This is a genomic window from Tabrizicola sp. (assembly GCF_016792905.1).
Classification (GTDB): domain Bacteria; phylum Pseudomonadota; class Alphaproteobacteria; order Rhodobacterales; family Rhodobacteraceae; genus Tabrizicola.
The window spans coordinates 71,212-94,533 of the sequence record NZ_JAEULP010000017.1 but is presented as its reverse complement, the minus strand read 5'-3'; the positions used below and the strand labels follow the sequence as shown (position 1 = coordinate 94,533).

Annotated in this window: 22 protein-coding genes; 11 read left to right on the top strand and 11 right to left on the bottom strand. The window is 65.8% G+C overall.

Features of this window, described 5'->3' with window-relative positions; all coding sequences use genetic code 11:
- Positions 1–2 precede the first annotated feature (2 nt).
- From JNL31_RS02890 to JNL31_RS02870, 5 genes are all read left to right on the top strand, one after another.
- The gene (locus JNL31_RS02890) at positions 3–281 is read left to right on the top strand and encodes a DUF1153 domain-containing protein (protein WP_294969715.1); all 279 of its coding nucleotides are present in this window, start codon (positions 3–5) and stop codon (positions 279–281) included.
- Between the two features lie 95 nt (positions 282–376).
- Positions 377–1,084 (top strand): response regulator transcription factor CtrA, encoded by a 708-nt coding sequence (gene ctrA, locus JNL31_RS02885; protein WP_294969713.1) that lies wholly within the window; start codon positions 377–379, stop codon positions 1,082–1,084.
- 55 nt (positions 1,085–1,139) lie between these two features.
- The gene (ligA, locus tag JNL31_RS02880; RefSeq protein ID WP_294969710.1) at positions 1,140–3,257 is read left to right on the top strand and encodes an NAD-dependent DNA ligase LigA; all 2,118 of its coding nucleotides are present in this window, start codon (positions 1,140–1,142) and stop codon (positions 3,255–3,257) included.
- Positions 3,254–5,338 carry an ATP-dependent DNA helicase RecG gene (gene recG, locus JNL31_RS02875; protein WP_294969707.1) on the top strand — a complete coding sequence of 695 codons (2,085 nt, stop codon included), beginning with the start codon at positions 3,254–3,256 and terminating at the stop codon, positions 5,336–5,338. The genes ligA and recG overlap by 4 nt, the downstream gene beginning before the upstream one ends.
- 106 nt (positions 5,339–5,444) lie before the next feature.
- Complete coding sequence (locus JNL31_RS02870) at positions 5,445–5,567, top strand: hypothetical protein (protein WP_294969704.1); 123 nt, start codon at positions 5,445–5,447, stop codon at positions 5,565–5,567.
- Between the two features lie 116 nt (positions 5,568–5,683).
- On the opposite strand, the gene JNL31_RS02865 is transcribed toward JNL31_RS02870, so the two are convergent.
- Positions 5,684–6,127 carry an iron-sulfur cluster assembly scaffold protein gene (locus JNL31_RS02865; RefSeq protein WP_294969703.1) on the bottom strand — a complete coding sequence of 148 codons (444 nt, stop codon included), beginning with the start codon at positions 6,125–6,127 and terminating at the stop codon, positions 5,684–5,686.
- An 84-nt stretch (positions 6,128–6,211) separates the two neighbouring features.
- On the opposite strand from JNL31_RS02865, the gene hisI reads away from it, so the two are divergent.
- Entirely contained in the window at positions 6,212–6,583 is a 372-nt protein-coding gene (gene hisI, locus JNL31_RS02860; RefSeq protein WP_294969701.1) for a phosphoribosyl-AMP cyclohydrolase, read from the top strand.
- Positions 6,584–6,618: 35 nt separating this feature from the next.
- Here hisI and gluQRS read toward each other — a convergent pair whose 3' ends face one another.
- The 4 genes from gluQRS to gyrA form a co-directional block, all read right to left on the bottom strand.
- Complete coding sequence (gene gluQRS, locus JNL31_RS02855; RefSeq protein WP_294969699.1) at positions 6,619–7,464, bottom strand: tRNA glutamyl-Q(34) synthetase GluQRS; 846 nt, start codon at positions 7,462–7,464, stop codon at positions 6,619–6,621.
- 106 nt (positions 7,465–7,570) lie between these two features.
- Entirely contained in the window at positions 7,571–8,905 is a 1,335-nt protein-coding gene (gene trmFO / locus JNL31_RS02850; RefSeq protein WP_294969696.1) for a methylenetetrahydrofolate--tRNA-(uracil(54)-C(5))-methyltransferase (FADH(2)-oxidizing) TrmFO, read from the bottom strand.
- Positions 8,906–8,969: 64 nt separating this feature from the next.
- Entirely contained in the window at positions 8,970–9,284 is a 315-nt protein-coding gene (locus JNL31_RS02845) for a hypothetical protein (RefSeq protein ID WP_294969693.1), read from the bottom strand.
- The gene (gyrA, locus tag JNL31_RS02840) at positions 9,271–12,000 is read right to left on the bottom strand and encodes a DNA gyrase subunit A (RefSeq protein ID WP_294969691.1); all 2,730 of its coding nucleotides are present in this window, start codon (positions 11,998–12,000) and stop codon (positions 9,271–9,273) included. The genes JNL31_RS02845 and gyrA overlap by 14 nt, the downstream gene beginning before the upstream one ends.
- Positions 12,001–12,191: 191 nt before the next feature.
- Between gyrA and JNL31_RS02835 the strand changes: the two genes are divergently transcribed.
- Complete coding sequence (locus tag JNL31_RS02835) at positions 12,192–12,461, top strand: usg protein (protein WP_294969689.1); 270 nt, start codon at positions 12,192–12,194, stop codon at positions 12,459–12,461.
- 275 nt (positions 12,462–12,736) lie between these two features.
- Here the strand turns inward: JNL31_RS02835 and JNL31_RS02830 are convergent, their stop codons facing one another.
- From JNL31_RS02830 to JNL31_RS02820, 3 genes are read right to left on the bottom strand one after another with little or no spacing between them, the layout of a single operon-like run.
- A complete protein-coding gene (locus JNL31_RS02830; RefSeq protein ID WP_294969686.1) occupies positions 12,737–13,771 on the bottom strand; it encodes an ornithine cyclodeaminase in 1,035 nt (344 codons plus the stop codon).
- The gene (rocF, locus tag JNL31_RS02825) at positions 13,771–14,694 is read right to left on the bottom strand and encodes an arginase (RefSeq protein WP_294969683.1); all 924 of its coding nucleotides are present in this window, start codon (positions 14,692–14,694) and stop codon (positions 13,771–13,773) included. The genes JNL31_RS02830 and rocF overlap by 1 nt, the downstream gene beginning before the upstream one ends.
- A gap of 19 nt (positions 14,695–14,713) precedes the next feature.
- Positions 14,714–15,367, bottom strand: a complete 654-nt coding sequence (locus tag JNL31_RS02820; protein WP_294969680.1) for a class I SAM-dependent methyltransferase — start codon at positions 15,365–15,367, stop codon at positions 14,714–14,716.
- Positions 15,368–15,615: 248 nt separating this feature from the next.
- Between JNL31_RS02820 and JNL31_RS02815 the strand changes: the two genes are divergently transcribed.
- The 4 genes from JNL31_RS02815 (at position 15,616) to JNL31_RS02800 (ending at position 20,213) form a co-directional block, all read left to right on the top strand.
- Positions 15,616–17,586, top strand: coding sequence for a heme lyase CcmF/NrfE family subunit (locus JNL31_RS02815; protein ID WP_294969677.1), 1,971 nt, complete (start codon positions 15,616–15,618; stop codon positions 17,584–17,586).
- Entirely contained in the window at positions 17,583–18,056 is a 474-nt protein-coding gene (locus JNL31_RS02810) for a cytochrome c-type biogenesis protein (RefSeq protein WP_294969674.1), read from the top strand. Before JNL31_RS02815 ends, JNL31_RS02810 begins: the two co-directional genes overlap by 4 nt.
- A 115-nt stretch (positions 18,057–18,171) precedes the next feature.
- The gene (locus JNL31_RS02805; RefSeq protein WP_294969672.1) at positions 18,172–18,942 is read left to right on the top strand and encodes an enoyl-CoA hydratase-related protein; all 771 of its coding nucleotides are present in this window, start codon (positions 18,172–18,174) and stop codon (positions 18,940–18,942) included.
- A 62-nt stretch (positions 18,943–19,004) separates the two neighbouring features.
- Positions 19,005–20,213: a cyclopropane-fatty-acyl-phospholipid synthase family protein gene (locus tag JNL31_RS02800; RefSeq protein WP_294969643.1), complete on the top strand. Its 1,209-nt coding sequence runs from the start codon at positions 19,005–19,007 to the stop codon at positions 20,211–20,213.
- Here the strand turns inward: JNL31_RS02800 and ilvN are convergent.
- The 3 genes from ilvN to JNL31_RS02785 all read right to left on the bottom strand — a co-directional run bounded on the left by ilvN (position 20,210) and on the right by JNL31_RS02785 (position 23,267).
- Positions 20,210–20,770 (bottom strand): acetolactate synthase small subunit, encoded by a 561-nt coding sequence (gene ilvN / locus JNL31_RS02795; protein ID WP_294969640.1) that lies wholly within the window; start codon positions 20,768–20,770, stop codon positions 20,210–20,212. The two genes, JNL31_RS02800 and ilvN, sit on opposite strands and share 4 nt — an antisense overlap.
- Before the next feature lie 68 nt (positions 20,771–20,838).
- Positions 20,839–22,584 carry an acetolactate synthase 3 large subunit gene (locus tag JNL31_RS02790; RefSeq protein ID WP_294969637.1) on the bottom strand — a complete coding sequence of 582 codons (1,746 nt, stop codon included), beginning with the start codon at positions 22,582–22,584 and terminating at the stop codon, positions 20,839–20,841.
- Positions 22,585–22,865: 281 nt separating this feature from the next.
- A complete protein-coding gene (locus JNL31_RS02785; protein WP_294969634.1) occupies positions 22,866–23,267 on the bottom strand; it encodes a VOC family protein in 402 nt (133 codons plus the stop codon).
- Positions 23,268–23,322: the final 55 nt, after the last annotated feature.

Here is a 23,322-nt window from a genome sequence, read left to right as displayed (position 1 = left end):
CAATGTTTCTGAAGCGTGTCGATGGCCCCCGGCAGATCACCTTGCCGGACGGCAGCATTCTCACCAGGGCGGACCTGCCGCCTGCCGACACCCGCCGCTGGGTTGCGAGCCGCAAGGCGGTGGTCGTCAAGGCGGTGGTCTACGGACTCATCCCCGAGAAGGAGGCGCTGGAGCGTTACGCGCTGTCGGAGGAAGAGTTCGCGCTCTGGCGCGCGGCCGTGACGAAGCATGGCGAGAATGGCCTGAAAGTCACAGCCATCCAGAAATACAGACAACTTTAGATAGTATAGCAATCTCCCTATGGCATAGTAACCCTACGTTAACCATTGATCCTCAAAGTTGTTAACGATGAACCATCGGAGCGGAGATTTAACGAATGCGCATTCTGCTTGTTGAGGACGATCCCACGACCTCGCGCAGCATCGAACTGATGCTGACCCATGCCAACCTGAACGTCTACTGCACCGACATGGGCGAGGACGGGATCGACCTGGCGAAGCTTTACGATTACGACCTGATCCTCCTTGACCTGAACCTGCCGGACATGAGCGGGCACGAGGTGTTGCGCCAGGTGCGCCAGGCCCGGGTCGAAACCCCGATCCTGATCCTCTCGGGCGCGGATGACACGGAAAACAAGCTGAAAGGCTTCGGTTTCGGCGCCGACGACTACCTGACCAAGCCCTTCCACCGCGAGGAACTTGTGGCGCGCATCCACGCGATCATCCGCCGGTCCAAGGGGCATAGCCAGTCGATGATCAAGACCGGGCGGGTCTCGGTGAACCTGGACGCGAAGACGGTGGATGTCGAGGGCAAGTCAGTGCATCTCACCGGCAAGGAATACCAGATGCTGGAACTGCTTTCCTTGCGCAAGGGGACGACCCTGACCAAGGAGATGTTCCTCAACCATCTTTATGGCGGGATGGACGAACCGGAATTGAAGATCATTGATGTCTTCATCTGCAAGCTGCGCAAGAAATTGGCCGAGGCGACGGGCGGCGACAATTACATCGAAACCGTCTGGGGCCGGGGCTATGTGCTGCGCGATCCCGCCGCCACGCAGGCCCGGCTTGCGGCCAGCGCCTGATCTTTACCTTCGCGCCCCCGCCGCCTAACCTTTCCCGGAACGGTGGGGGGCGGGCATGGCCGAAACGGCGGTCGAGACACTGACAGAGGCCGAGGCGCGGGCGGAACTCGCCCGGCTGGCCGCCGCTCTGACGGCTGCGAACACCGCCTATCACACGCTCGACGCACCCGAGATTTCGGACGCGGAATATGACGCGCTGAAGCGGCGGAATGCCGCCATCGAGGCGCGGTTCCCGGACCTCAAGCGGGGGGATTCGCCGAGCGACCAGGTTGGGGCAGCGGTAGCCGAGGGTTTCGGCAAGGTCGCGCACCGGGTCAGGATGCTGTCGCTGGAAAACGCCTTCGCGGCCGAAGAGGTGACGGAGTTCGACGAACGGGTGCGCAAGTTCCTGGGCCACGCCGGAGCCATCGACTACACCGCCGAGCCCAAGATCGACGGGTTGTCGCTCAGCTTGCGCTACGAGGACGGAATGCTGGTGCAGGCCGCGACCCGGGGTGATGGGGAAGTGGGCGAGAATGTCACCGAAAACGCCCGTACCATCGCCGACATCCCCCGGAAGCTGACCGGCGACGCGCCGCAAGTGCTGGAGGTCCGCGGCGAGGTCTACATGAGCCACGCCGATTTCGCGCGCCTGAACGAACGGCAGGAAGCAAGCGGCGACAAGACCTTTTCCAACCCCCGCAACGCCGCTGCCGGGTCGCTGCGCCAGCTGGATGCCCGCATCACGGCAAGCCGCCCCTTGCGCTTCTTCGCCTATTCCTGGGGCGAGCTTTCGGCCCCGCTTGCCGCGACCCAGTTCGATGCCATCCAGCGGCTCAGGGCCCTGGGGTTCCAGACAAACCCCCTGACCGTCCTCTGCGACGGGCCCGAGGCGATGCTGTCCCACTACCGCCTGATCGAGGCGCAGCGCGCGACGCTGGGTTATGACATCGACGGCGTCGTCTACAAGGTCAACGACCTTGCGCTCCAGGCCCGACTCGGCTTCCGCTCCTCCACGCCCCGCTGGGCCATCGCGCACAAGTTCCCGGCCCAGCTGGCCTGGACCGAGCTGCTGGGGATCGACATCCAGGTCGGCCGCACCGGGGCGCTCTCGCCCGTCGCGCGGCTGCGGCCGGTGACGGTTGGGGGCGTCGTTGTGTCGAACGCGACCTTGCACAACGAGGATTACATCGCAGGCCGTGACAGCAAGGGCGAGGTGATCCGCGGCGGCAAGGACATCCGCGTCGGCGACTGGGTGCAGGTCTACCGCGCCGGGGACGTGATCCCGAAGGTCGCCGATGTGGATCTTTCCCGCCGCAGGGATGGCGCGCAACCCTATGTTTTCCCAAACATCTGTCCGGAATGTGGCAGCCCGGCCCATCGCGAGGAGGGCGATTCTGTCCGTCGCTGCGCCGGCGGCCTGATCTGCCCGGCGCAGGCGGTGGAGCGGCTGAAGCACTTCGTCAGCCGCTCGGCCTTCGACATCGAGGGGCTGGGCGCCAAGCAGGTGGAGATGTTCTTCAACGACGCCACCCTGCCGGTGAAAACCCCCGCCGACATCTTCACCCTTTCTGCAAGAGACGCCGCCAACCCTTTGCAGAAGCTTAGGAATCGCGACGGCTTCGGTGAGGTTTCCGCCACCAAGCTGTTCGCCGCGATCGAGGCGAAGCGGACCATTCCGCTTGACCGGCTGATCTTTTCCTTCGGCATCCGCCATGTCGGCGAAGTCGCGGCAGGGCTGCTCGCCCGGCATTATTCCCTTTGGGAGGCCTTCGAGGCGGCGATCACCCATGCCAGTCCCGGCAGCGCGGAATGGGAGGAGTTGACCGCGATCAATGGTGTGGGCGATGTGATGGCCCAAAGTCTCGTCGAGGCATTCCAGAACCCCGCCGAACGTGCCGCCATTGACGCGCTGGCCGCAGAGCTGACGATCCTGCCCGTCCAGGCACGGGGGCTGGTGGACAGCCCGGTCGCGGGCCTGACCGTGGTCTTCACCGGCACGCTCGAGAAGATGACCCGGGCCGAGGCCAAGGCGCGGGCCGAGGCGCTGGGGGCCAAGGTGGCGGGCAGCGTCAGCGCCAAGACCGATCTGGTGGTGGCAGGTCCCGGCGCGGGATCGAAGGCCAAGGACGCCGAACGGCTGGGTGTCCGGATGATCGACGAGGACGGCTGGCTGGAGCTGATCGGCGGATGAGCCGGCCCGAGGCCCTGTTTCCGCTGTTCGCGGGCCTTGAAACCCTGCCGGGCGTCGGGCCGAAGGCGGCGAAGGCGTTCGAAGGCCTGGGCGTCACGCGCCCGAAGGACCTTCTCTACCTCCTGCCGCATTCCGGAGTGGACCGGGCGCTGCGGGCCTCGGTGCGCGACGTCGTGCCGCCCGCGACACTGACGGTCGAGGTCGAGGTCGGCCAGCATGTGCCCCCCCGCGCCAAGGGTCGACCCTACCGGGTGCATGTCCGCGACAGCAAGGTCGAATTTCTGCTGGTCTATTTCCATGCCCGCGCCGAGGCCCTGCAACGCTTGCTTCCGACCGGGCAGCGGCGCCTCGTTTCGGGCAAGGTCGAACTCTTCGACGGCATCGCACAGATGGTGCATCCCGACCATGTCCTGCGTGTGGAGGAGGCGAGCGAAATTCCGGCCTATGAGCCGGTCTATCCGCTGGTGGCAGGCCTGACACAGCGGGTGGTCGGCAAGGCGGTGGCGGGTGCGCTGACCCGGCTGCCGATTCTGGCAGAGTGGATCGACGCCGGCCTGAAGGTGCGGGAGGGCTGGCCGGACTGGTCAGCCGCGCTCAAGGCCGCGCATGGCCCCGAGACTGCGGCGGGCCTCGCCTTCACCCATCCCGCGCGGCAGCGGCTGGCTTATGACGAGCTCTTCGCGCATCAGCTGACGCTCTCCATCGCGCGTTCGCGCCTGCGGCGCGCGAAGGGCGTGGAGACCAGGGGAACGCGAGCTTTGCGCGCCAAGGTCCTGGAAAGCCTGCCATATGCGCCGACCGGCGCGCAGATCAGGGCGGTGGCCGAGATCGAGGCCGACATGGCGCAACCCCTGCGGATGAACCGGCTGCTGCAGGGCGACGTGGGGGCTGGAAAGACGCTGGTCGCTTTCCAGGCGCTGCTCATCGCGGTCGAGGCTGGGGGGCAGGGCGTTATGATGGCGCCGACCGAAATCCTCGCCCGCCAGCATTTCGAAGGCCTGGCACCTTTGGCCCGTGCGGCGGGGGTGCGGCTGGAACTCCTCACTGGCCGCGACCGCGGGGCGGAGCGGGCGATGAAGCTGGAGGATCTGGCGATGGGGCGGATCCCGATCCTGGTCGGCACCCATGCGGTCTTCCAGAAAGACGTCGAATTCAACGACCTGCGGCTTGCGGTGGTGGACGAGCAGCACCGTTTCGGCGTGGCGCAGCGGATGGAACTGGGTGCCAAGGGCGCGGCGGTCGACGTGCTGGTGATGACCGCGACGCCGATTCCCCGCTCGCTGGCGCTGGCGACGCATGGCGACATGGATGTCTCGGTGCTGGACGAGAAACCGGCAGGCCGGAAGCCAATCCGTACGGCGATGATCTCTGCCGAGCGGCTGGACGAGGTGGTGGACCATCTGCGCAATGCGGTGGCCGAGGGGCGGCAGGCCTATTGGGTCTGCCCGCTGGTCGAGGAATCCGAGGTGGTCGACTATGCCAGCGCCGAAGAGCGGTTCCGCTCCCTGCGGGCTGCGCTTGGCGACAAGGTGGGTCTCGTGCACGGCCAGATGCCGTCGGCCGAGAAGGACGCCGCGATGGCGCGGTTCGTCGCGGGGGAGACTTCGGTCCTGGTGGCGACCACAGTGATCGAGGTGGGAGTCAACGTGCCCAATGCCTCGATCATGGTGATCGAGCAGGCAGAAAGCTTCGGCCTGGCGCAGCTGCACCAGCTCCGGGGCCGGGTCGGGCGGGGCGAGGCGGCCTCGACCTGTCTCTTGCTGTACCAGCCTCCCTTGAACGAGACCGGCGCCCGCCGCCTGACCACGATCCGCGACACCGAGGACGGGTTCCGCATCGCCGAGGAAGACCTGGCGATGCGCGGGGCGGGCGACCTGATCGGCACGGCGCAATCCGGCCTGCCGAAGTTTCGTGTGGCGGACCTCGAACGGCAGGCGTCGCTGATGGCGCTGGCGCAGTCTGATGCGCGCAAGCTGATGCATGACGACCCGGAGTTGACCGGCCCGCGCGGGCAGGCGGCGCGGGCACTTCTATGGCTGATGGATCAGGACCGGGCCTTGCGGCTGATGAGCGTCGGTTGAGGGTCGAATCTGCGCTGTCGCGCTTTGTTCGCGAATGTTCTTAAAAAGTTCTTTACAGCGTTAACCGTTTATGAGAACAATTCGGCAACAAATCATGGAGGACGCGATGAAAGACGCCATGAAGACCCTGCTGACCCGTACGCCCAAGGGTGCCGTAGAAGATCTGGTCGGGCTCGCCGCGCTGTTCGTGATTCTGTTTGCCGTGCTGTCGTTGCCCGGCATGGCCTGAGTTTCTGCCCCGCGCTCTGTCCCCCGAGGGTGACGGTCCGCCTTGCCTGGCCCACCGTCCGCCATTTCCAGACGCGCCACTGCCGCCGCCATCCCCCCGGATGCGCGGCGGTTTTTTCATGCGGCGGCTTGCGCGGCCTCCATCGCCTCGCAGGCGGCCTCCAGCGCCAGCAGGATCGAGGCATGGCGGTTCTTGTAGTCGCGGGCCGGGAGCAGGACTTCGTAGCCGTCGAACGGGGCAGCCGGGACCGGGCCGCCGTCCTTCAGCATCGCCCGCAGGTCCTCGCGCGCGGCTTGCAACTCGGGCAGGGTCCGTCCGATCACCACCTGCCCGAGGACTGCCGCCGAAGCCTGGCCCAGAGCGCAGGCCTTCACGTCCTGGGCAAACCCGGCGATGCGACCGTCCTTGACCACCACATCCGCTGTCACCGTCGACCCGCAGAGGGGAGAGCGGCGGCGTGCCGTGCCTTGCGGCGCCGGAAGCCGACCAAGATGGGAAATGTCGGCGGCCAGCGCAAGGATGCGGGTGGAGTAGAGTTTGATGAGTTCGCTGTCGCTCACTTGGAAGAGTCGCCTTCGCTCATGGAAATCCCTTAGCTGACCCCGTATGTAATCCCGGCAAGCCTGCCTGCCAAGGAGAAGCCCATGCCCTTCGATCCGGCGACACTGAAGTATGATGCGGCGGGGCTGATCCCCTGCGTGGCGCAGGATCATGCCTCGGGCGAGGTGCTGATGGTCGCCTGGATGAACGCGGCCTCGGTGGCGCGGACGCTGGAGACCGGGAACGTCACCTACTGGTCGCGCTCGCGCGGGGCGTTCTGGGTCAAGGGAGAGACCTCGGGGCATCATCAGAAGCTGGTCGAGTTGCGGCTGGATTGCGACCGGGATTGCCTGCTCGCGCTGGTCGAGCAGGTGGGTCCGGCCTGTCATACCAACCGGCGGTCCTGTTTCTATACGGCGGTCAGGGGGGGTGAAGAGGTAGAGATCATGGCGCCTGTCCACAGTGGACAGGGTTGACGAGTCGAGAGATTTCAATAGCTTGTTCGCGGGTGTTAAGGGTTTGGTAATCCGACCATCCGGCGGACTTCGGCAGGTGTTGCACCCTCGGCACGGTATTTCGCCAGCGCACGCGCGTCATCCCGCTTGGCCAGCCGCTTGCCCAACTCATCGCGGATCAGGCGGTGGTGGTGGTAGATGGGCGTGGGGAGGCCGAAGAGATGCTGAAGGATCACCTGCACGGATGTGAAGTCGTGGAGGTCTTCGCCCCGGATCACATGGGTGATGCCCTGGTCGGCATCGTCGAAGGTCGAGGCCAGGAAATAGGCCACGATCTCCTCGCCCTTGCGGCAGAGGACCACATCACCGATCTGGTCCAGCGCGCGCGGTTGGTCGACCCGGTGGTGCCCGGCATGAGCCGGGCCGGTTTCGGTGAAGCCCAGGTCCGCCGTTGCAAGCCTGTCCAGCGCGGCGGCGAGGTTCAGGCGCAAGGCGTCGCCGGGTTGGCGACTGGCCATGCTCCGGTGACGACAGGTGCCGGGGTAGAGATTGAAGGCAACCCCTTCCTGCGGCGCCGCAAGGGCCGCGCGGATGTCGGAACGGGAGCAGGAGCAGGGGTAGAGAAGGCCTTTCCCATCAAGGGCTTCAAGTCGGGCATTGTAGCTGTCTATGTGCTCTGACTGGCGGTGGATCGGCCCGTCCCAGGTCAGGCCCAGCCAGGCCAGGTCATCCTGGATTTGAGCGTCATGGTCCGCGCGGCAGCGTTCAAGGTCGGTATCCTCCATCCGCAGGAGAAATCGGCCTCCGGCGGCCCGTGCCATGTCATGCGCGAGGATCGCGGAATAGGCGTGGCCCAGGTGGAGCGGGCCGGTCGGCGAGGGGGCGAAGCGGGTTACAAACATGCGGCCCCGTCCCGGGCTTGACCCGGTACCTCCATCGCTGACGGGCGGGCGCGTGGACGGGGAGGCCCCGGGTCAAGCCCGGGGCGGGGTCTGCCCTGGCGGCCGCTTAGCCTACCAGCCATGCCGTGAAGGCCTCTTTGGCGCGGTCGGTATAGGCCTTGTAGCGGTCCTTGCGGCCCCGGCGCCCGCCCTTGGCGTCGATCGGGGGGAAGAGGCCGAAGTTGACATTCATCGGCTGGAAGGTCTTCGCCTCGGCCCCGCCGGTGATGTGGGTGACAAGCGCGCCCATCGCGGTTTCCGGGGGCGGCGGGGCAAGATCGCGCCCGAGAAGCTCGTGCGCGGCCATTCGTCCCGCCAGAAGGCCCATCGCGGCGGATTCGACATAGCCCTCGACCCCGGTGATCTGCCCGGCGAAGCGTATATACGGATGCGACTTCAACCTCATCTGCGCGTCGAGAAGCGTGGGCGAGTTGATGAACGTGTTGCGGTGGATGCCGCCAAGGCGCGCAAAGCTGGCGTTTTCTAGCCCGGGAATCAGTTTGAAAACAGAGGCTTGTGCGCCATATTTCATCTTGGTCTGGAAGCCGACGATATTGTGCAGCGTCCCAAGCTTGTTGTCGCGGCGGAGCTGCACCACGGCATAGGCCTTTTCATCGGGCTTGTGCGCATTGGTCAGCCCGACCGGCTTCATCGGTCCGTGACGCAGCGTCTCGCGCCCGCGCTCGGCCATGACCTCGATGGGCAGGCAGCCGTCGAAGTAACCGGCAGTCTCGCCTTCGTGGAACTCGGTCTTCTCGGCGGCGAGAAGGGCGTCGATGAAGGCCTCGTACTGGGGCTTCGTCATCGGGCAGTTGATATAGGCCTTCTGTTCGTCCTCGGTCTCGCCCTTGTCATAGCGGCTTTGCAGCCAGGCGATCGACATGTCTATACTTTCCGTATATACAATCGGCGCGATGGCGTCGAAGAAGGCCAGCGCCTCGGCACCAGTGGCGGCACGGATGCTTTCCGCCAGCGAAGGGCTGGTCAGCGGGCCGGTGGCGATGATCCAGTTTCCGGATGAGGGAAGGTCGGTAACTTCCTCATAAGACGTGGAAATCAGCGGATGGGATTTCAGCTTGGCAGTCACGGCAGCGGCAAAGGGATCACGGTCCACCGCCAATGCTCCACCTGCAGGCAGTCGGTGACGCTCGGCCATTTCCATCACCAGGCCGCCCGCCGCGCGCATTTCCCAGTGCAGAAGGCCAACGGCATTACGCTCGTCGTCATCCGAGCGGAACGAGTTGGAGCAGACCATCTCGGCAAAGTCGCCGGTGCGATGGGCGAAGGTTTTGACGCTCGGTCGCATCTCGTGCAGCACCACCGGGACGCCAAGGTTCGCGGCGGCCCAGGCGGCCTCGGAGCCTGCCATGCCGCCGCCGATGATGTGAAGGGGGTCTGTCATGGGGCGGATGTAGCTTTGCGGGGCGGGCGTTGCAAGCAGGGGCGCTGCCCTCGCGCTTGCGCGCTCACCCCGGGATATTTGGGGACAGAAAATTGGCCTGCCGTTCCGAGGCAGTGAATGCGGCCGGGTCGTCGGTGGCGCGGCCAAGAGCGGCGGCCTTCTGGAAGAAGCCCGGCGCGGGGAGGCGGTCGGATGAGAGGCGCTGGCGGAGGAGAGCGGCGCGGAAGGGTTTTCCGGCAGCCGCATCCTTCTCCATCAGGGTTTCGAGTTGCGCGGTGAGATCGGCGATCCGCAGGCCAAGCTCACGCGCCAGATCGCCGTAAGCGATGGTTTCGCCCGCAGCCGCCAGGGCTGCGAGCCGGGTCTCAAGCGGAGTCATTGCCGGTGTCGTCGCCCTGATCGGCCACACGGGCTACCGAGACCACCTCTTCGTCCGCGCCGATGGCGAAGACCCGGACCCCGCCCGCGCTACGTGAGCGGAAGCTCACTTGTTCGACCGGGGTGCGGATCGACTGGCCGGTGGAGGTGGCGAGCATGATCTGGTCGGAGAGGTCGACCGGGAAGGAGGCGATGATGCGGCCGCCGCGCGGACCCGGCGAGATCGCCTTGACGCCCATGCCGCCTCGGCCCCGCACGGGGTAGTCGTGGCTGGAGGAAAGCTTGCCCGAGCCGCCCTTGGTGACGGTCAGGATCAGGTCCTCCGCCGCCGACATTTCGGCATAGCGGTCTGGGGAAAGCTGTCCCGCGGCGATGGTTTCTTCCTCGTCGTCGGTCTCCTCCTCGGTGATCCCGGCCATCAGGCGGCGCTGTTTCAGGTAGGCTTCGCGCTCCTCGGGCGTGGCCTCGAAATGGCGGATGATCGACATGCTGACGACATGGTCGCCTGCTGCGAGCCGGATGCCGCGCACGCCGGTGGAGCCGCGGGACTTGAAGACGCGGATCTCGGTGGTGGAGAAGCGGATGGCGCGGCCGGCTTCCGTCACCAGCATCACGTCGTCCTGGTCGTCGGCAATGGCGGCGTTCACCAGCGTGATGCCTTCGGGCAGCTTCATCGCGATCTTGCCGTTGCGCATGACGTTGGTGAAGTCGGAAAGGTCGTTCTGCCGGACATCGCCGTCCGAGGTGGCGAAGACGATCTGGAGGTTGCCCCAGTCGTCCTCGGCCACGTCGACCGGCATCAGCGCGGCGATGGAAATGCCGGTCTCGATCGGCAGGATGTTGACCAGCGCCTTGCCCTTGGCGGTGCGGCCCGCCAGCGGCAGGCGCCAGGTCTTCAGCTTGTAGACCATGCCGTCGGTGGTGAAGAAGAGAAGCGGCGTATGGGTGTTGGCGACGAAAAGCGTGGTGACGACGTCGTCATCCTTGGTCTGCATCGACGCCAGACCCTTGCCGCCGCGGTTCTGGCTGCGGAATTCGGCAAGGGGCGTGCGCTTGATGTAGCCGCCGGAGGTGATGGTCACGACCATGTCCTCGCGCTCGATCAGGTCCTCGTCCTCCATGTCGCCGGACCAGTCGGCGATCTCGGTGCGGCGGGGGACGGCGAAGAGGGCGCGCACTTCGCGGAGTTCGTCGGAGATGATCGCCATGATGCGGTCGCGGCTGCCAAGAATGTCGAGGAAGTCCTTGATCTTGCCTGCCAATTCTTCCAGCTCGTCGGTGACTTCCTTGACGCCCATCGCAGTCAGGCGTTGCAGGCGGAGGTCGAGGATCGCGCGGGCCTGGACCTCGGACAGGTTATAGGTCCCGTCCGAGTTAATCGTGTGCGACGGATCGTCGATCAGGCGTATATACGCGGCGATGTCCTGGGCGGGCCAGCGCCGGGTCATCAGCTTGTCGCGCGCCTCGGCGGCGTCGGCAGAGGCGCGGATCGTGCGGACCACCTCGTCCACGTTGGACACGGCGACGGCCAGACCACAGAGGATGTGGCTGCGCTCGCGGGCCTTGCGGAGTTCGAAGGCGGTGCGGCGGGCAACAACTTCCTCGCGGAAGGTAATGAAATGGCTGAGGAAATCACGAAGCGTCAGCTGTTCTGGACGCCCGCCGTTCAAGGCCAGCATGTTGCAGCCGAAGCTGACCTGCATCGTGGAGAAGCGGAAAAGCTGGTTCAGCACCACGTCGGGCGTCGCGTCACGCTTCAACTCGATCACCACGCGGACGCCGATCCGGTCGGACTCATCGGCGATCCCGGCAATGCCCTCGACCCGCTTTTCGCGCACCAGTTCGGCGATCTTCTCGATCATCGTGGCCTTGTTGACCTGGTAGGGCACCTCGTCGATGACGATGGCCCAGCGGTCCTTGCGGACTTCCTCGATATGGGTCTTGGAGCGGATGATGACCGAGCCGCGCCCTTCGAGGTAGGCCTTGCGTGCGCCGGAGCGGCCGAGGATCTGGCCACCCGTGGGGAAGTCGGGGGCCGGGATGATCTCCATCAGCGCTTCCATGCTGATGTCGGGGTTCTCGATCATGGCGAGCGTGCCGTCGATCACCTCGCCCAGGTTGTGCGGCGGGATGTTGGTGGCCATGCCGACCGCGATGCCGCCTGCGCCGTTGACCAGCATGTTCGGGAAGCGGGCCGGAAGGACGGTGGGTTCCTTGTCCTTGCCGTCGTAGTTGTCCTGGAAGTCGACCGTCTCCTTGTCGATGTCCGACAGAAGGAAAGCGGCGGGCTTGTCCATGCGGACTTCGGTATAGCGCATGGCGGCGGCGTTATCGCCGTCCATCGAGCCAAAGTTCCCCTGGCCGTCCAGCAATTTCAAAGACATGGAGAACGGCTGCGCCATCCGCACCAGCGCGTCATAGATCGCGCTGTCGCCATGGGGGTGGTATTTCCCCATCGTGTCGCCGACCGGACGGGCCGATTTGCGGTAGCTCTTGTCATGCGTATTGCCGCTTTCGTGCATCGCAAACAGGATGCGGCGGTGGACAGGTTTCAACCCGTCGCGCAGGTCCGGGATCGCGCGGGAGACGATCACGCTCATCGCATAGTCGAGATAGGCGGTCTTCATCTCGGCCGAAATGTCGACCTGGGGGCCGTGCCAGCTGGGACGCTCCGGGCTTTCTTCTTTTTTATCAGTGTCTTCCGGGATGTCGGCCATAGGGGCAGGCGCCTTCCGTGCGGGATCAAGATTTAGCTGCCGGGACGATACACCATCCAAGCTATGGGGTGCAATGGCGTGGCCGAAATGCCAAGGCAGAGGCGCCATCTGCGCGCCAACATTCTGCTTTTATTGATTTTTAAACTGCCCTTGTCATGATTCCCGCATGTGCCACCGGACAGGAGGTATCAATGGTCGGTCGCGAGACGGAACTGATGCTGAAGGGCTATGGTCTGACGACGGCGGAACTGTACTACCGGATGCCCGACTATCGCCATGTCCTGAACAGCTTCATCTGGCAGGAATACGACCTGGCGCCGGACTATCCTCAGCTCTTCAAGTTCATCGAGTTCTGGCAGGAAAAGATCGACGGCCCGCTGCATTCGGTGCGCTTCACCCACCGCAAGCTGATCGCACCGGGGGAATGGCGGAACGTGGTGGGGGAGTTCCGGATTCACTGATCGGTCAGGTCAGAAACAATTCGGACGATGACTGGCACCCGTTGCCAGGGCAGAAAATATACAAGGCGCCTCGGTTGGAAACAATCTCGCGATGCTTGTTCAGGTTGTGCGGCATGTAGCTACAATGAATCTACGTTGCGTATATACATCGCAAGATGCTTGAAGCCATCTCCTGCGGACCAGCCATATGTGGGGCTGTCCCAGCTCTCCGTTGATTGACTGTTGGCGGCTGCCTATCTGACTGCGGATCCGCCCGAGCGTCTCAGGCGAGCGTCTCAGGCCCCGGCCGCGCGCAGGATCATCCCGAACAGGTCGCGCGGATCGTCGGGGTCGGCGATCATGTCGAGATCGTCGTAAAGCCCGGTTTCCGCCAGCTTGCCGCGGATGTAGCGCAGCGCGGAGAAATCCTCGATGGCGAAGCCGACGCTGTCGAAGAGCGTGATCTCGGTCGCCGAGGTGCGGCCCGGCGCTTCGCCCGCGATCACCCGCCACAGCTCCACGACCGGGTGGTCGGGGGGAAGCTGCTGGATTTCGCCCTCGATCCGGGTTTGCGCCGGGTACTCGACGAAGATCGACGAGCGCAGCAGGATGTCGCGGTGAAGTTCGGTCTTGCCCGGGCAATCGCCCCCGACCGCATTCAGGTGAACGCCGCTGCCAACCATGTTGTCGGTCAGGATCGTCGCGTACTGCTTGTCGGCCGTGACCGTGGTGATGACGCCTGCGCCCTGGATCGCCTCTTCCGCCGTGCGGCAGGAGGTGACACGCAGATCGCGGCCAGCAAGGTTTTTGGCGCATTTGGCGGTGGCGGCGGGGTCGAGGTCATAGAGCCGGACTTCGCGGATGCCGCAGACCTCGCGGAAGGCCAGCGCCTGGAATTCCGCCTGGGCGCCGTTGCCGATCAGCGCCATGGTGTCGGTCTTGGGGCCCAGCCATTTCGCGGCCATCGCGCTGGTCGCGGCGGTGCGCAGCGCGGTGAGGATGGTCATCTCGGACAGAAGCACCGGATAGCCTGTAGATACATCGGCCAGAAGTCCAAAGGCTGTAACGGTTTGCAGGCCTTTCTTCATGTTTGAGGGGTGGCCGTTCACATATTTGAACCCGTAGGTCTCGCCGTCCGAGGTGGGCATCAGTTCGATCACCCCGACATCGGAATGCGAGGCGATGCGGGGGGTCTTGTCGAACAGCGGCCAGCGGCGGAAGTCGGCCTCGATCTCGGCGACGAGGTCGCGCATCACGCGCTCGATGCCAAGCTGGAGGACAAGCTTCATCATCTTGTCGACGGAAACGAAGGGAACGAGGTTGAGTGCCATCACTTGCTCCGCGTCGGGCGGTCGAAGACCTTCTTGCCCATCAGGCTGCCGACCAGATCGACCATCAGCCGGGCGGTCATGCCGCGGTCGTCGAGGAAGGGGTTGAGCTCGACGAGGTCGAGCGAGGTGACGAGGCCGGATTCGTGGAGAAGCTCCATCACCAGATGCGCCTCGCGGAAGGTGGCGCCGCCGGGAACGGTGGTGCCGACGGCGGGGGCGATCGAGGGGTCGAGGAAATCGACGTCGAGGCTGACGTGCAGCATCCCGGATTCGGCGCGGACCCGGTCGAGGAATTCGCGCAAGGGGGCGACGAGCCCGCGTTCGTCGATCACCCGCATGTCGTTGACGGCAATGTCGCGTTCCTGCATCGCGGCCTGTTCGGCCGGGTCGACCGAGCGGATGCCGAACATGCAGATCCGGTGCGCTGGGACCGCCAGCGGGAAGGGCGGGAAGGCGTCGAACCCGTCGCGGCCCGCGATATAGGCCAGTGGCGTGCCGTGCAGGTTGCCGCTGGTCGTGGTGAGCGGCGTGTGGAAATCGGAATGCGCGTCGAGCCAGAGGAGGAACAGCGGGCGGCCCTGGCGGGCGGCGAAGGCGGCGGCCCCGGCGGCAGAGCCCAGGGCCAGCGAATGGTCGCCGCCCATGATGATCGGGAAACCGCCTTCGCTGAGGGCGTCGTCGACGCGGTCCATGAGGATTTCCGCCCAGCCGACGGTTTCGGGTAGATCGTGCACGACCGGATTGGGGCAGGTGACGTCGCGCAGTTCGGGCAGGGTCAGATCGCCCCAATCCTCGACCCCGTGGCCTTCGGCCGAGACTTCATGGGCAATCCCGGCCACGCGATAGGCAGCGGGCCCCATCAGGCAGCCCGCGCGCTTCTGCCCGCAGTCGATGGGGGCGCCGATCAGGATGGTCTTGGGCATGGATCTGTCCTTTCCCGACTCAGGCCGCGGAAACGGTCTGGAGCGAAGGCCGGGACACTTGCCCGGTGGAAGCCTTCGCCACGGTGGCAACGAAATGAAGGGAGCGGTCGAAGACCAGCCCGAAGGGGGCCGGATAAATGCCAAGGGACTGCTCCCATCGCAATGGCGCAAGACCGAGACGGGCGAAGATGGCAGTCCACTCCCTGCGCGAGAGGTAGTTGTAGGGCAGCCGGACGTCGTGGCCGCGGTTGCCGACCCAATCCATCAGGCGCAGCGTGGGGCCTGCCAGCGGACCTTCGCGCAGGTGATCCTTGATCACCACGCCCCGGCGGGCGACGCGCGCGCATTCGGCTAGAACCAGGGCGGGATCGTCGGTGTGGTGCAGCACGTCGCAGATCGTGACCCAGTCAAAGGAAGCGTCGGGGAAGGGAATGGTCCGGCCGTCATAGACCTGAGCGGGAATCGCGACGCTCGGACGCAGGAAGACGTCGATCCCCTGGAACTGCGTTTCCGGCTTCAGGCGCATCACGGCCTGCGCCAGCGTGCCGTCGCCGCAGCCGACGTCCAGCACGCTGCCGCCAGAAAGCTGCGAGGCGATATGTTCGGACAGGACGCGGATGCGCCGACCGAAGACCATGCGGGCATGCAGCGCATTGAGCGCCTGCTTCGTCATGACGCACCGCCGTCGATGTGCCCGACATACGCAGATGTGAACTCGGCGATCATGGTTCTTCCCGGATTGAGGGTGCCGTCAGGGCCTTCCATCCGGGTGTAACGGGGCAGCGCAGCTGCTGGCAACCGGCAAATCGGCGGGTTTGGCGGGTTCTGGCATGCATTCTGCCACCGGGCGTGGCGGAAGGGCGCAGGGCTTTCGCCTGATGGCCGGGAGGCCTATCATGGGGCGAACGACAGGAGAGGCTGATGATCGTCGAGCTTGGGCATTTCGCGCTGATCCTGGCGCTGATGGTGGCGCTGGTGCAGGCCACGCTGCCGATGTGGGGCGCGCATACCGGCGACCGGCGACTGATGGCGCTGGCGGGGCCGGCGGCGGGGTTGCAGCTTCTGCTGATCGGCGGGGCCTTTGCCGCGCTGACCTGGGCCTTCGTGGTCTCGGACTTCTCGCTGGCGGTGGTGGTGTCGAACTCGCACACGCTGAAGCCGATGCTGTACAAGATCAGCGGCGTCTGGGGGAACCATGAGGGCTCGCTGCTTCTCTGGGTGCTGATCCTGGCCATTTACGGCGCGGCCGTGGCGGCGTTCGGCGGCGGGCTGCCGGTGCGGCTGAAGGCGCGGGTGCTGGCGGTGCAGGGGCTGATCGGGGTGGCGTTCATGGCCTTCCTCCTCCTCACCTCGAACCCGTTCTGGCGGCTGGCGATGCCACCCCTGGACGGGGAAGACCTGAACCCGCTGCTGCAGGACCCCGGTTTGGCGTTTCATCCACCATTCCTCTATCTCGGCTATGTCGGGCTGAGCATGGCGTTCAGCTTTGCCGTCGCCGCGCTGATCGAGGGGCGGGTAGATGCGGCCTGGGGACGCTGGGTCAGGCCCTGGACGTTGGCGGCCTGGATCTTCCTGACCATTGGCATCGCTTTGGGGTCCTGGTGGGCCTATTACGAACTGGGCTGGGGCGGGTTCTGGTTCTGGGATCCGGTGGAGAATGCCAGCTTCATGCCCTGGCTCCTGGCAGCGGCGCTTCTCCATTCCTCGATCGTGGTGGAAAAGCGGGAAAGCCTGAAGGCCTGGACGATCCTTCTGGCGATCATGGCCTTCGGGTTCAGCCTGATCGGGACCTTCATCGTGCGCTCGGGGGTGATCACCTCCGTCCACGCCTTCGCCAACGACCCCGAGCGGGGGGTGTTCATCCTGATGATCCTGGGCCTCTTCATCGGCGGCGCGCTGGTGCTGTTCGCACTGCGCGCCGGGGTGATGGAGGCGCGGGGCGTGTTCAGCATGGTCAGCCGCGAAACCGCGTTGGTGGCGAACAACATCCTTCTGTCGGTCGCGGCGCTGGTGGTGTTCATCGGGACGATCTGGCCCCTTGTCGGGCAGATGCTCCTCGGGCGCGATCTAAGCGTGGGCGAGCCTTTCTTCAACGCGGCCTTCACCCCCTTCATGGTGGCGCTGGCGCTGATCCTGCCGGTGGGCGCGATGCTGGCCTGGAAGCGGGGGTCGATCGGGCGGTCCCTGCGCGGGCTGGTGCCGGTCCTGGTGCTGGCGGTTGCGCTTGGGCTTCTGGCCTTCGCGATGCAGACCGGGACTTCGGCGCTGGGGCCAATCGGCCTTTCGCTTGGCGCCTGGGTGGTGTTCGGGGCGCTGGCCGACCTTTGGGCGCGGACGGGACGCGAAGGGATAAGCGCCCGGCTGTCTCGGCTGACCCGGTTGCCGCGGGCCGACTGGGGCAAGGCCACGGCGCATCTGGGGCTTGGCGTCACGCTTTTCGCGGTGGCGGCAATGCATTCCTGGAAGGTCGAGGACATCCGCGTTGTGCAGGAGGGGGACAGTTTCCCCCTTGGCGCCTATGAGGTGCGGCTCGACAAGGTTGAGGAGGTTCAGGGGCCGAACTACACCTCGCTGATGGGCACGATGACGGTGACCAAGGGCGGGGCGCTGGTGGCCGTCCTGAACCCGGAGAAGCGGAACTACCCGGTGGCGGGAATGCCGACGACCGAGGCCGCCATCGACTTCGGCTTCACCCGCGACCTGTATCTGGTGCTGGGCGACAAGCAGAAGAGCGGGGGCTGGGCGGTGCGCAGCTATATCGAGCCCTTCGCCAACTGGCTTTGGGGCGGGGCGCTGCTGATGGCCTTCGGCGGCGGCCTGAGCCTTTCGGACCGGCGCTACCGGGTGGCGGCGGGCGCGCGGCGGGTGCCAGCGGGAGTGCCTGCGGAATGAAGGCGTTTCGGAAGGCCAATGCATGCAAGCAGGCACCCTACATCGTTGCCCTGTTCCTTGCCGTGGCCCCGGCCTGGGCGGTGCAGCCGGACGAGATGCTGGCAGACCCGGTGCTGGAGGCGCGCGCGCGCACGATCAGCCATGACATCCGCTGCCCGGTCTGCCAGGGCGAAACCATCGACGATTCGAACGCCCCCATCGCGCGCGACCTGCGGATCATCATCCGCGAGCGGCTGGTGGCGGGCGATAGCGATGCCGCCGTCGTCGACTACATCGTTGCCCGCTATGGCGAGGGGGTGCTGTTCAACCCGCCCGCCACGGGGGTGAACCTGGTCCTCTGGCTGGCTGGTCCGGCGCTTCTCCTTGCCGGGATCGCGGTTGCGGTGGCGGCAGGGCGGCGTCGTGCGGCGCCCGAGGTGGTACTGACGGCCGAGGAAGAGGCCCGGGTAAGCGACATCCTGAAGGAGTGACGGAGCGGTGGGTTGGCACCCACCCTGCGAGCCCGTCTAGACCGTGACGCTGCGTTCGCCTTTGGGCCGGACCCTCCTCCCGCTACGGTGGCCCGGAACGCAGGGAGGGTGGCGGATGGGTGATCTGGTCAAAGTCGACATCGAGGGCGGCATCCACCGGATCACGCTGAACCGACCGGAGGTGATGAACGCCCTCAACCGCGACTTGCGGCGGAATCTGACCGCCGCCCTCGTCGCCGGGCATTCCGCCCGGGTGATCGTGCTGACCGGGGCCGGGCGCGGCTTCTGTTCCGGGCAGGACTTGTCGGACGCGGGCGGGCTGGACGAGGCAGGTTTCGAGGCGGTGCTGAACGGCGAATACGTCCCGATGATCCGTGCCATCACTGAAGCGCCGGTGCCGGTGATCGCGGCGGTCAACGGGGTCGCGGCAGGGGCAGGGGCGAACCTCGCGCTGGCCTGCGATCTGGTGATCGCGGCGGAAAGCGCGGTCTTCATCCAGGCCTTCACCCGGATCGGCCTGATCCCGGATGCGGGCGGCACCAGCTTCCTGCCGCGCCGGGTTGGGTTGCAGCGGGCGATGGGGGCGGCGCTGCTGGCGGAACCCGTGACTGCCCGGCAGGCCGAAAGCTGGGGTATGATCTGGGAAGCCGTGCCGGACGACCGGTTCGCCTCGGTCGTGTCGGCGCGGGCGACAAAGCTCGCGGCGGGCCCGACCGGGGCCTATGCCGCGCTGAAGCAGGCGATGCGCGGGGCCTTTGAACAGCCGCTGGAGGCGCAACTCGCCATCGAGGCCCGGCTGCAGGGCGCATGTGGCGCCAGCGCGGATTTCGGCGAGGGTGTGGCGGCCTTTCTGGAGAAGCGGGCTCCCAGATTTCAGGGTTTCTAGGAACCGTTCGCCGCCAGCCGAGTTGCAGTCTCCGGGTCGCCGTCCGGCGGTGGGGGGAACGAATGAGCTGGAACGATATTCTTGCCTTTGTGCTGCGCCGGGGCGTGCGCACCGGTGCACTGGAACTGACGCTGGCCGATGGCACGGTGCAGCATTTCGGGCCCGGAGGCGCGCCGGATGTGGGCGTCACGCTGCACGACCCCGACCTGCCGCGCAAATTCCTGATGCGGCCCGACCTGGCCATGGGCGAGGCCTATTTGGACGGGCGGCTGACCCTGCGCGATGACGACATCCGCAGCTTCATCACTTTCGCGCTTCGGAACGGCAAGGGCCGCAGGCTGCCCCCGCCGCTGCCGCAACTGGCCGCCCTGTGGAAACGGGCGAAGTCCTGGGCGATCTGGAACCACATCGGGGTCGCGCGGCGCAACGTGGCGCATCACTACGACATCTCGCCCGAGCTGTACGACCTCTTCCTCGGCGAGACGAAGCAGTACACCTGCGCCTACTTTCGCCGTCCGGACATGACCCTGGAAGAGGCGCAGGCGGCGAAGATGGCGCATATCGCGACGAAGCTTCTGCTGAAGCCCGGGATGCGCGTGCTCGACATCGGCTGCGGCTTCGGCACGCTGGCGCTGACCCTCGCGCGCGACCACGGCGTGCATGTCACCGGGATCACGCTTTCCGAGGTGCAGATCGCGGAGGCCCGGCGGCGGGCCTGGGAGGCGGGGTTGGACGGGCAGGTGGAGTTCCGCTTGCAGGACTACCGGGCCGTCAGCGAAAGCTATGACCGGGTGGTGTCGGTCGGCATGATGGAACATGTCGGCCTGCCGCATCTCGGGGCCTATTTCCGCAAGGTCGCCGACCTGATGCCGCAGGATGGCGTCGCGCTGATCCACTATATCGGGCGCTGGTCGCCCCCCGACACGATCTCGCCCTGGTTCAACAAGTACATCTTTCCCGGCGCCTATTGCCCCTCGATTTCCGAGGCGATGCGGGTGGTGGAGAAGACTGGGATGATCCTCTCGGACCTGGAGGTCTGGCGCGGCCACTACGAGCGCACCCTGCAGGAATGGCTGAAGCGTTTCGACCGCAACATCGGCCGGGTGCGCCAGTTGCAGGACGACCGTTTCGTCCGGATGTGGCGCTACTACCTGCAATCGGCCGAGCTGAGCTTCTCCGAGGCGCATATGGTGATTCACCAGCTGCAACTCGCCAAGGCGCGCGGCACCGTGCCGATGACGCGCGACTACCTGTATCCGGCGCGGAACTAGGCCCCGCGCTTCAGTCCCGCGACGCCGGTGCGGGCGATTTCCACCAAGCCCAGCGGGCGCATCAGCTCGGCGAAGGCGTCGATCTTTTCCGGTGTGCCGGTCATCTCGAAGACGAAGCTTTCCAGCGTCGAGTCGACCACGTTCGCCCGGAAGATTTCCGCCAGGCGCAGGGCCTCGATCCGGTGGTCGCCGCGGCCCGCGACCTTCACCAGCGCCAGTTCGCGCTGGACCGAGGGGCCCTCGGCCGTCAGGTCCTGCACGGCATGGACCGGGACCATGCGGGAAAGCTGCGCCTCGATCTGGTCGATCACCGCGGGGGTGCCGCGGGTGACGATGGTGATGCGGCTCCGGTGGCCGGTGTGGTCGACCTCCGCGACGGTCAGGCTGTCGATGTTGTAGCCGCGCCCGGAGAAGAGGCCGATGACCCGGGCGAGGACCCCGGGCTCGTTTTCCACGATCACCGCGAGGGTGTGGGATTCCTCGACCTCGGAGAGGGCCGAGCGGAGGTCATAGGCGGAATGGCTGGTCGAGCCCTTCTTGATGTTCAGTGCGGACATGTTCTGTCTTTCATCTTTGCACAAATATCCTGCGGGGTGCGGGGGAGCAAAACCCCCGCCGCAAGGGTTCAGACAAGCACCGCGCCGGACCGGAAGGCCTCGGCATCCGCCGACAAGAGCATCTCGTTGTGCGGCTTGCCGGAGGGGATCATCGGGAAGCAGTTCTCGTGCTTTTCCACCCGGCAGTCGAAGATCACCGGGCCGTCGTAGTCCAGCATCTCCAAGATGGCGTCGTCCAGGTGTTTCGGGTCGCTGCACTGGATGCCCTTGCAGCCGAAAGCCTCGGCCAGCTTCACGAAATCCGGCAGGCTTTCCGACCAGGACGAGGAATAGCGCTCGCCGTGCAACAGCTCCTGCCACTGGCGCACCATGCCGAGGCGTTCGTTGTTCAGGATGAACTGCTTCACAGGTGCCCGGAACTGCATCGCGGTGCCCATTTCCTGCATGTTCATCAGCCAGGACGCCTCACCGGCGACGTTGATCACCAGCGCCTCGGGGTGGGCGACCTGCACGCCGATGCTGGCGGGCAGGCCGTAGCCCATGGTGCCGAGGCCACCGGAGGTCATCCAGCGGTTCGGGTCCTCGAAGCCCAGGAACTGCGCCGCCCACATCTGGTGCTGGCCCACTTCGGTGGTGATGTAGCGGTCGCGCCCCTTGGTCAGGGCCTCCAGCCGCTCCAGCGCATACTGCGGCTTGATCGTGGTGGTCGAGGGCTTGTAGGTCAGGCACTTCACGGCCCGCCAATCGTCGATCTGCTTCCACCAGCTGGCCAGCCCGCGCTGGTCGGTCTTCGACCCGCGCGCGCGCCACTGGCGCAGGACTTCCTCCAGGACCTTCGTCACGTCGCCGACGATCGGCACGTCGACATGGATAACCTTGTTGATCGAGGAGGGGTCGATGTCGACATGCGCCTTCTTCGACTTCGGCGAGAAATCCTTCACCCGCCCGGTGATCCGGTCGTCGAAGCGCGCGCCGATGTTGATCATCAGGTCGCAGCCGTGCATGGCGAGGTTGGCCTCGTACAGCCCGTGCATCCCCAGCATCCCGACCCAGTTCTTGCCCGAGGCCGGATAGGACCCCAGTCCCATCAGGGTGGAAGTGATCGGGAAATTCGTCTCGGCCACCAGTTCGCGCAAGAGCTGGCTGGCGCGGGGGCCGGAGTTCACCACCCCTCCGCCGGTGTAGAAGATCGGGCGTTCGGCATGTTCCATCAGCTCGACCAGTTGCGCGATGCGATCCGGATCGCCCTCGGTGCGCGGCTGGTAATGGGTGACGCGGGCCTTTTCCGCCGGGACATAGTCGGCGGTGGCGAACTGCACGTCCTTCGGGATGTCGACCAGCACCGGGCCGGGGCGGCCGTGGGTGGCGACGTGGAAGGCCTGGTGGATGGTCTCGGCAAGCTTGGCGGTGTCCTTCACCAGCCAGTTCATCTTGGTGCAGGGCCGGGTGATGCCCACCGTGTCGGCCTCCTGGAAGCCGTCGGTGCCGATCATGAAGGTCGGGACCTGGCCGGTCAGCACAACGATCGGGATCGAATCCATCAGCGCGTCGGTCAGGCCGGTCACGGCATTGGTGGCTCCCGGACCCGATGTCACCAGCGCCACGCCGGGCTTGCCGGTGGAACGGGCATAGCCCTCGGCCATGTGGACCGCGCCCTGTTCGTGGCGGACGAGGACATGGCGGATGTCGTTCTGCTGGAAGATCTCGTCATAGATCGGAAGCACCGCGCCGCCGGGATAGCCGAAGACGACCTCGACGCCCTGGTCCTTCAGGGCCTGGATCACCATCCTTGCTCCGGTCATCTGCTTCGTCATGTCCGTCTCCTTAGCGCAACAAAAAGCCCCCGAGGTTTCCTTCGGGGGCGCATGGGAACCACTATGGTCAACCGTTACCGGCCCATGCGCTTCCTTCCTACGATGACAAGAATTCTGGCCATTGGCCCATCCCTTGACGTTCGGTCGGAACAGTATGGGGGGATATGCCGGGCGTCAACCGGATTTGCAATACGAAAATGTCGCAGTGCGGCGTGATTTTTGAACTTTTGTTGCGGCACGATGCCGCGATGCGCAACTTTTGCAACCATGTCTCCATCGCCTCAACCCGCGTCTTCCTCGCTGTAGCAGACCGCGTTCAGCTTGTTGCCATCGGGGTCGCGGACATATCCGGCATAGAAGGACGGCCCGTATTGCGGGCGCAGGCCCGGCGCGCCTTCGTCAGTGCCGCCATGGGCCAGCGCCGCTGCGTGGAAAGCGTCGACCGCCGCACGGGTTGCGGCCAGGAACGACACCATCGTGCCGTTGCCCGCGCTGGCGGGATTGCCGTCGAACGGCTGCGTGACCCAGAGATGCGGGCCGGGATCGTCGGTGCCCCATGCGGCGCTGGTGCCGTCGGGGTCGTAATCGGCAATCCGGGCGTGGCCGAGCGGAGCCAGCACGGCGTCATAGAACAGGGTGGCGCGGGCAATGTCGCGGGTGCCAAGCGAGACGTAGCTGAACATGGATGGGCCGATTCTGTTTGCGGTTGTATCGGCCCGCCCAGGAAACAGGCAGTGC

Bases quoted from the DNA above. Each gene is read 5' to 3' on its own strand.
- JNL31_RS02805 (WP_294969672.1), top strand. From the start codon at position 18,172: ATGGGTGATCTGGTCAAAGTCGACATCGAGGGCGGCATCCACCGGATC.
- JNL31_RS02815 (WP_294969677.1), top strand. From the start codon at position 15,616: ATGATCGTCGAGCTTGGGCATTTCGCGCTGATCCTGGCGCTGATGGTG.
- JNL31_RS02820 (WP_294969680.1), bottom strand. From the start codon at position 15,367: ATGACGAAGCAGGCGCTCAATGCGCTGCATGCCCGCATGGTCTTCGGT.
- gluQRS (WP_294969699.1), bottom strand. From the start codon at position 7,464: ATGTTTGTAACCCGCTTCGCCCCCTCGCCGACCGGCCCGCTCCACCTG.
- JNL31_RS02810 (WP_294969674.1), top strand. From the start codon at position 17,583: ATGAAGGCGTTTCGGAAGGCCAATGCATGCAAGCAGGCACCCTACATC.
- JNL31_RS02830 (WP_294969686.1), bottom strand. From the start codon at position 13,771: ATGGCACTCAACCTCGTTCCCTTCGTTTCCGTCGACAAGATGATGAAG.
- JNL31_RS02800 (WP_294969643.1), top strand. From the start codon at position 19,005: ATGAGCTGGAACGATATTCTTGCCTTTGTGCTGCGCCGGGGCGTGCGC.
- JNL31_RS02835 (WP_294969689.1), top strand. From the start codon at position 12,192: ATGGTCGGTCGCGAGACGGAACTGATGCTGAAGGGCTATGGTCTGACG.
- ilvN (WP_294969640.1), bottom strand. From the start codon at position 20,770: ATGTCCGCACTGAACATCAAGAAGGGCTCGACCAGCCATTCCGCCTAT.
- recG (WP_294969707.1), top strand. From the start codon at position 3,254: ATGAGCCGGCCCGAGGCCCTGTTTCCGCTGTTCGCGGGCCTTGAAACC.
- JNL31_RS02785 (WP_294969634.1), bottom strand. From the start codon at position 23,267: ATGTTCAGCTACGTCTCGCTTGGCACCCGCGACATTGCCCGCGCCACC.
- JNL31_RS02890 (WP_294969715.1), top strand. From the start codon at position 3: ATGTTTCTGAAGCGTGTCGATGGCCCCCGGCAGATCACCTTGCCGGAC.
- hisI (WP_294969701.1), top strand. From the start codon at position 6,212: ATGCCCTTCGATCCGGCGACACTGAAGTATGATGCGGCGGGGCTGATC.
- JNL31_RS02790 (WP_294969637.1), bottom strand. From the start codon at position 22,584: ATGACGAAGCAGATGACCGGAGCAAGGATGGTGATCCAGGCCCTGAAG.
- trmFO (WP_294969696.1), bottom strand. From the start codon at position 8,905: ATGACAGACCCCCTTCACATCATCGGCGGCGGCATGGCAGGCTCCGAG.
- JNL31_RS02870 (WP_294969704.1), top strand. From the start codon at position 5,445: ATGAAAGACGCCATGAAGACCCTGCTGACCCGTACGCCCAAGGGTGCC.
- gyrA (WP_294969691.1), bottom strand. From the start codon at position 12,000: ATGGCCGACATCCCGGAAGACACTGATAAAAAAGAAGAAAGCCCGGAG.
- ctrA (WP_294969713.1), top strand. From the start codon at position 377: ATGCGCATTCTGCTTGTTGAGGACGATCCCACGACCTCGCGCAGCATC.
- ligA (WP_294969710.1), top strand. From the start codon at position 1,140: ATGGCCGAAACGGCGGTCGAGACACTGACAGAGGCCGAGGCGCGGGCG.
- rocF (WP_294969683.1), bottom strand. From the start codon at position 14,694: ATGCCCAAGACCATCCTGATCGGCGCCCCCATCGACTGCGGGCAGAAG.
- JNL31_RS02845 (WP_294969693.1), bottom strand. From the start codon at position 9,284: ATGACTCCGCTTGAGACCCGGCTCGCAGCCCTGGCGGCTGCGGGCGAA.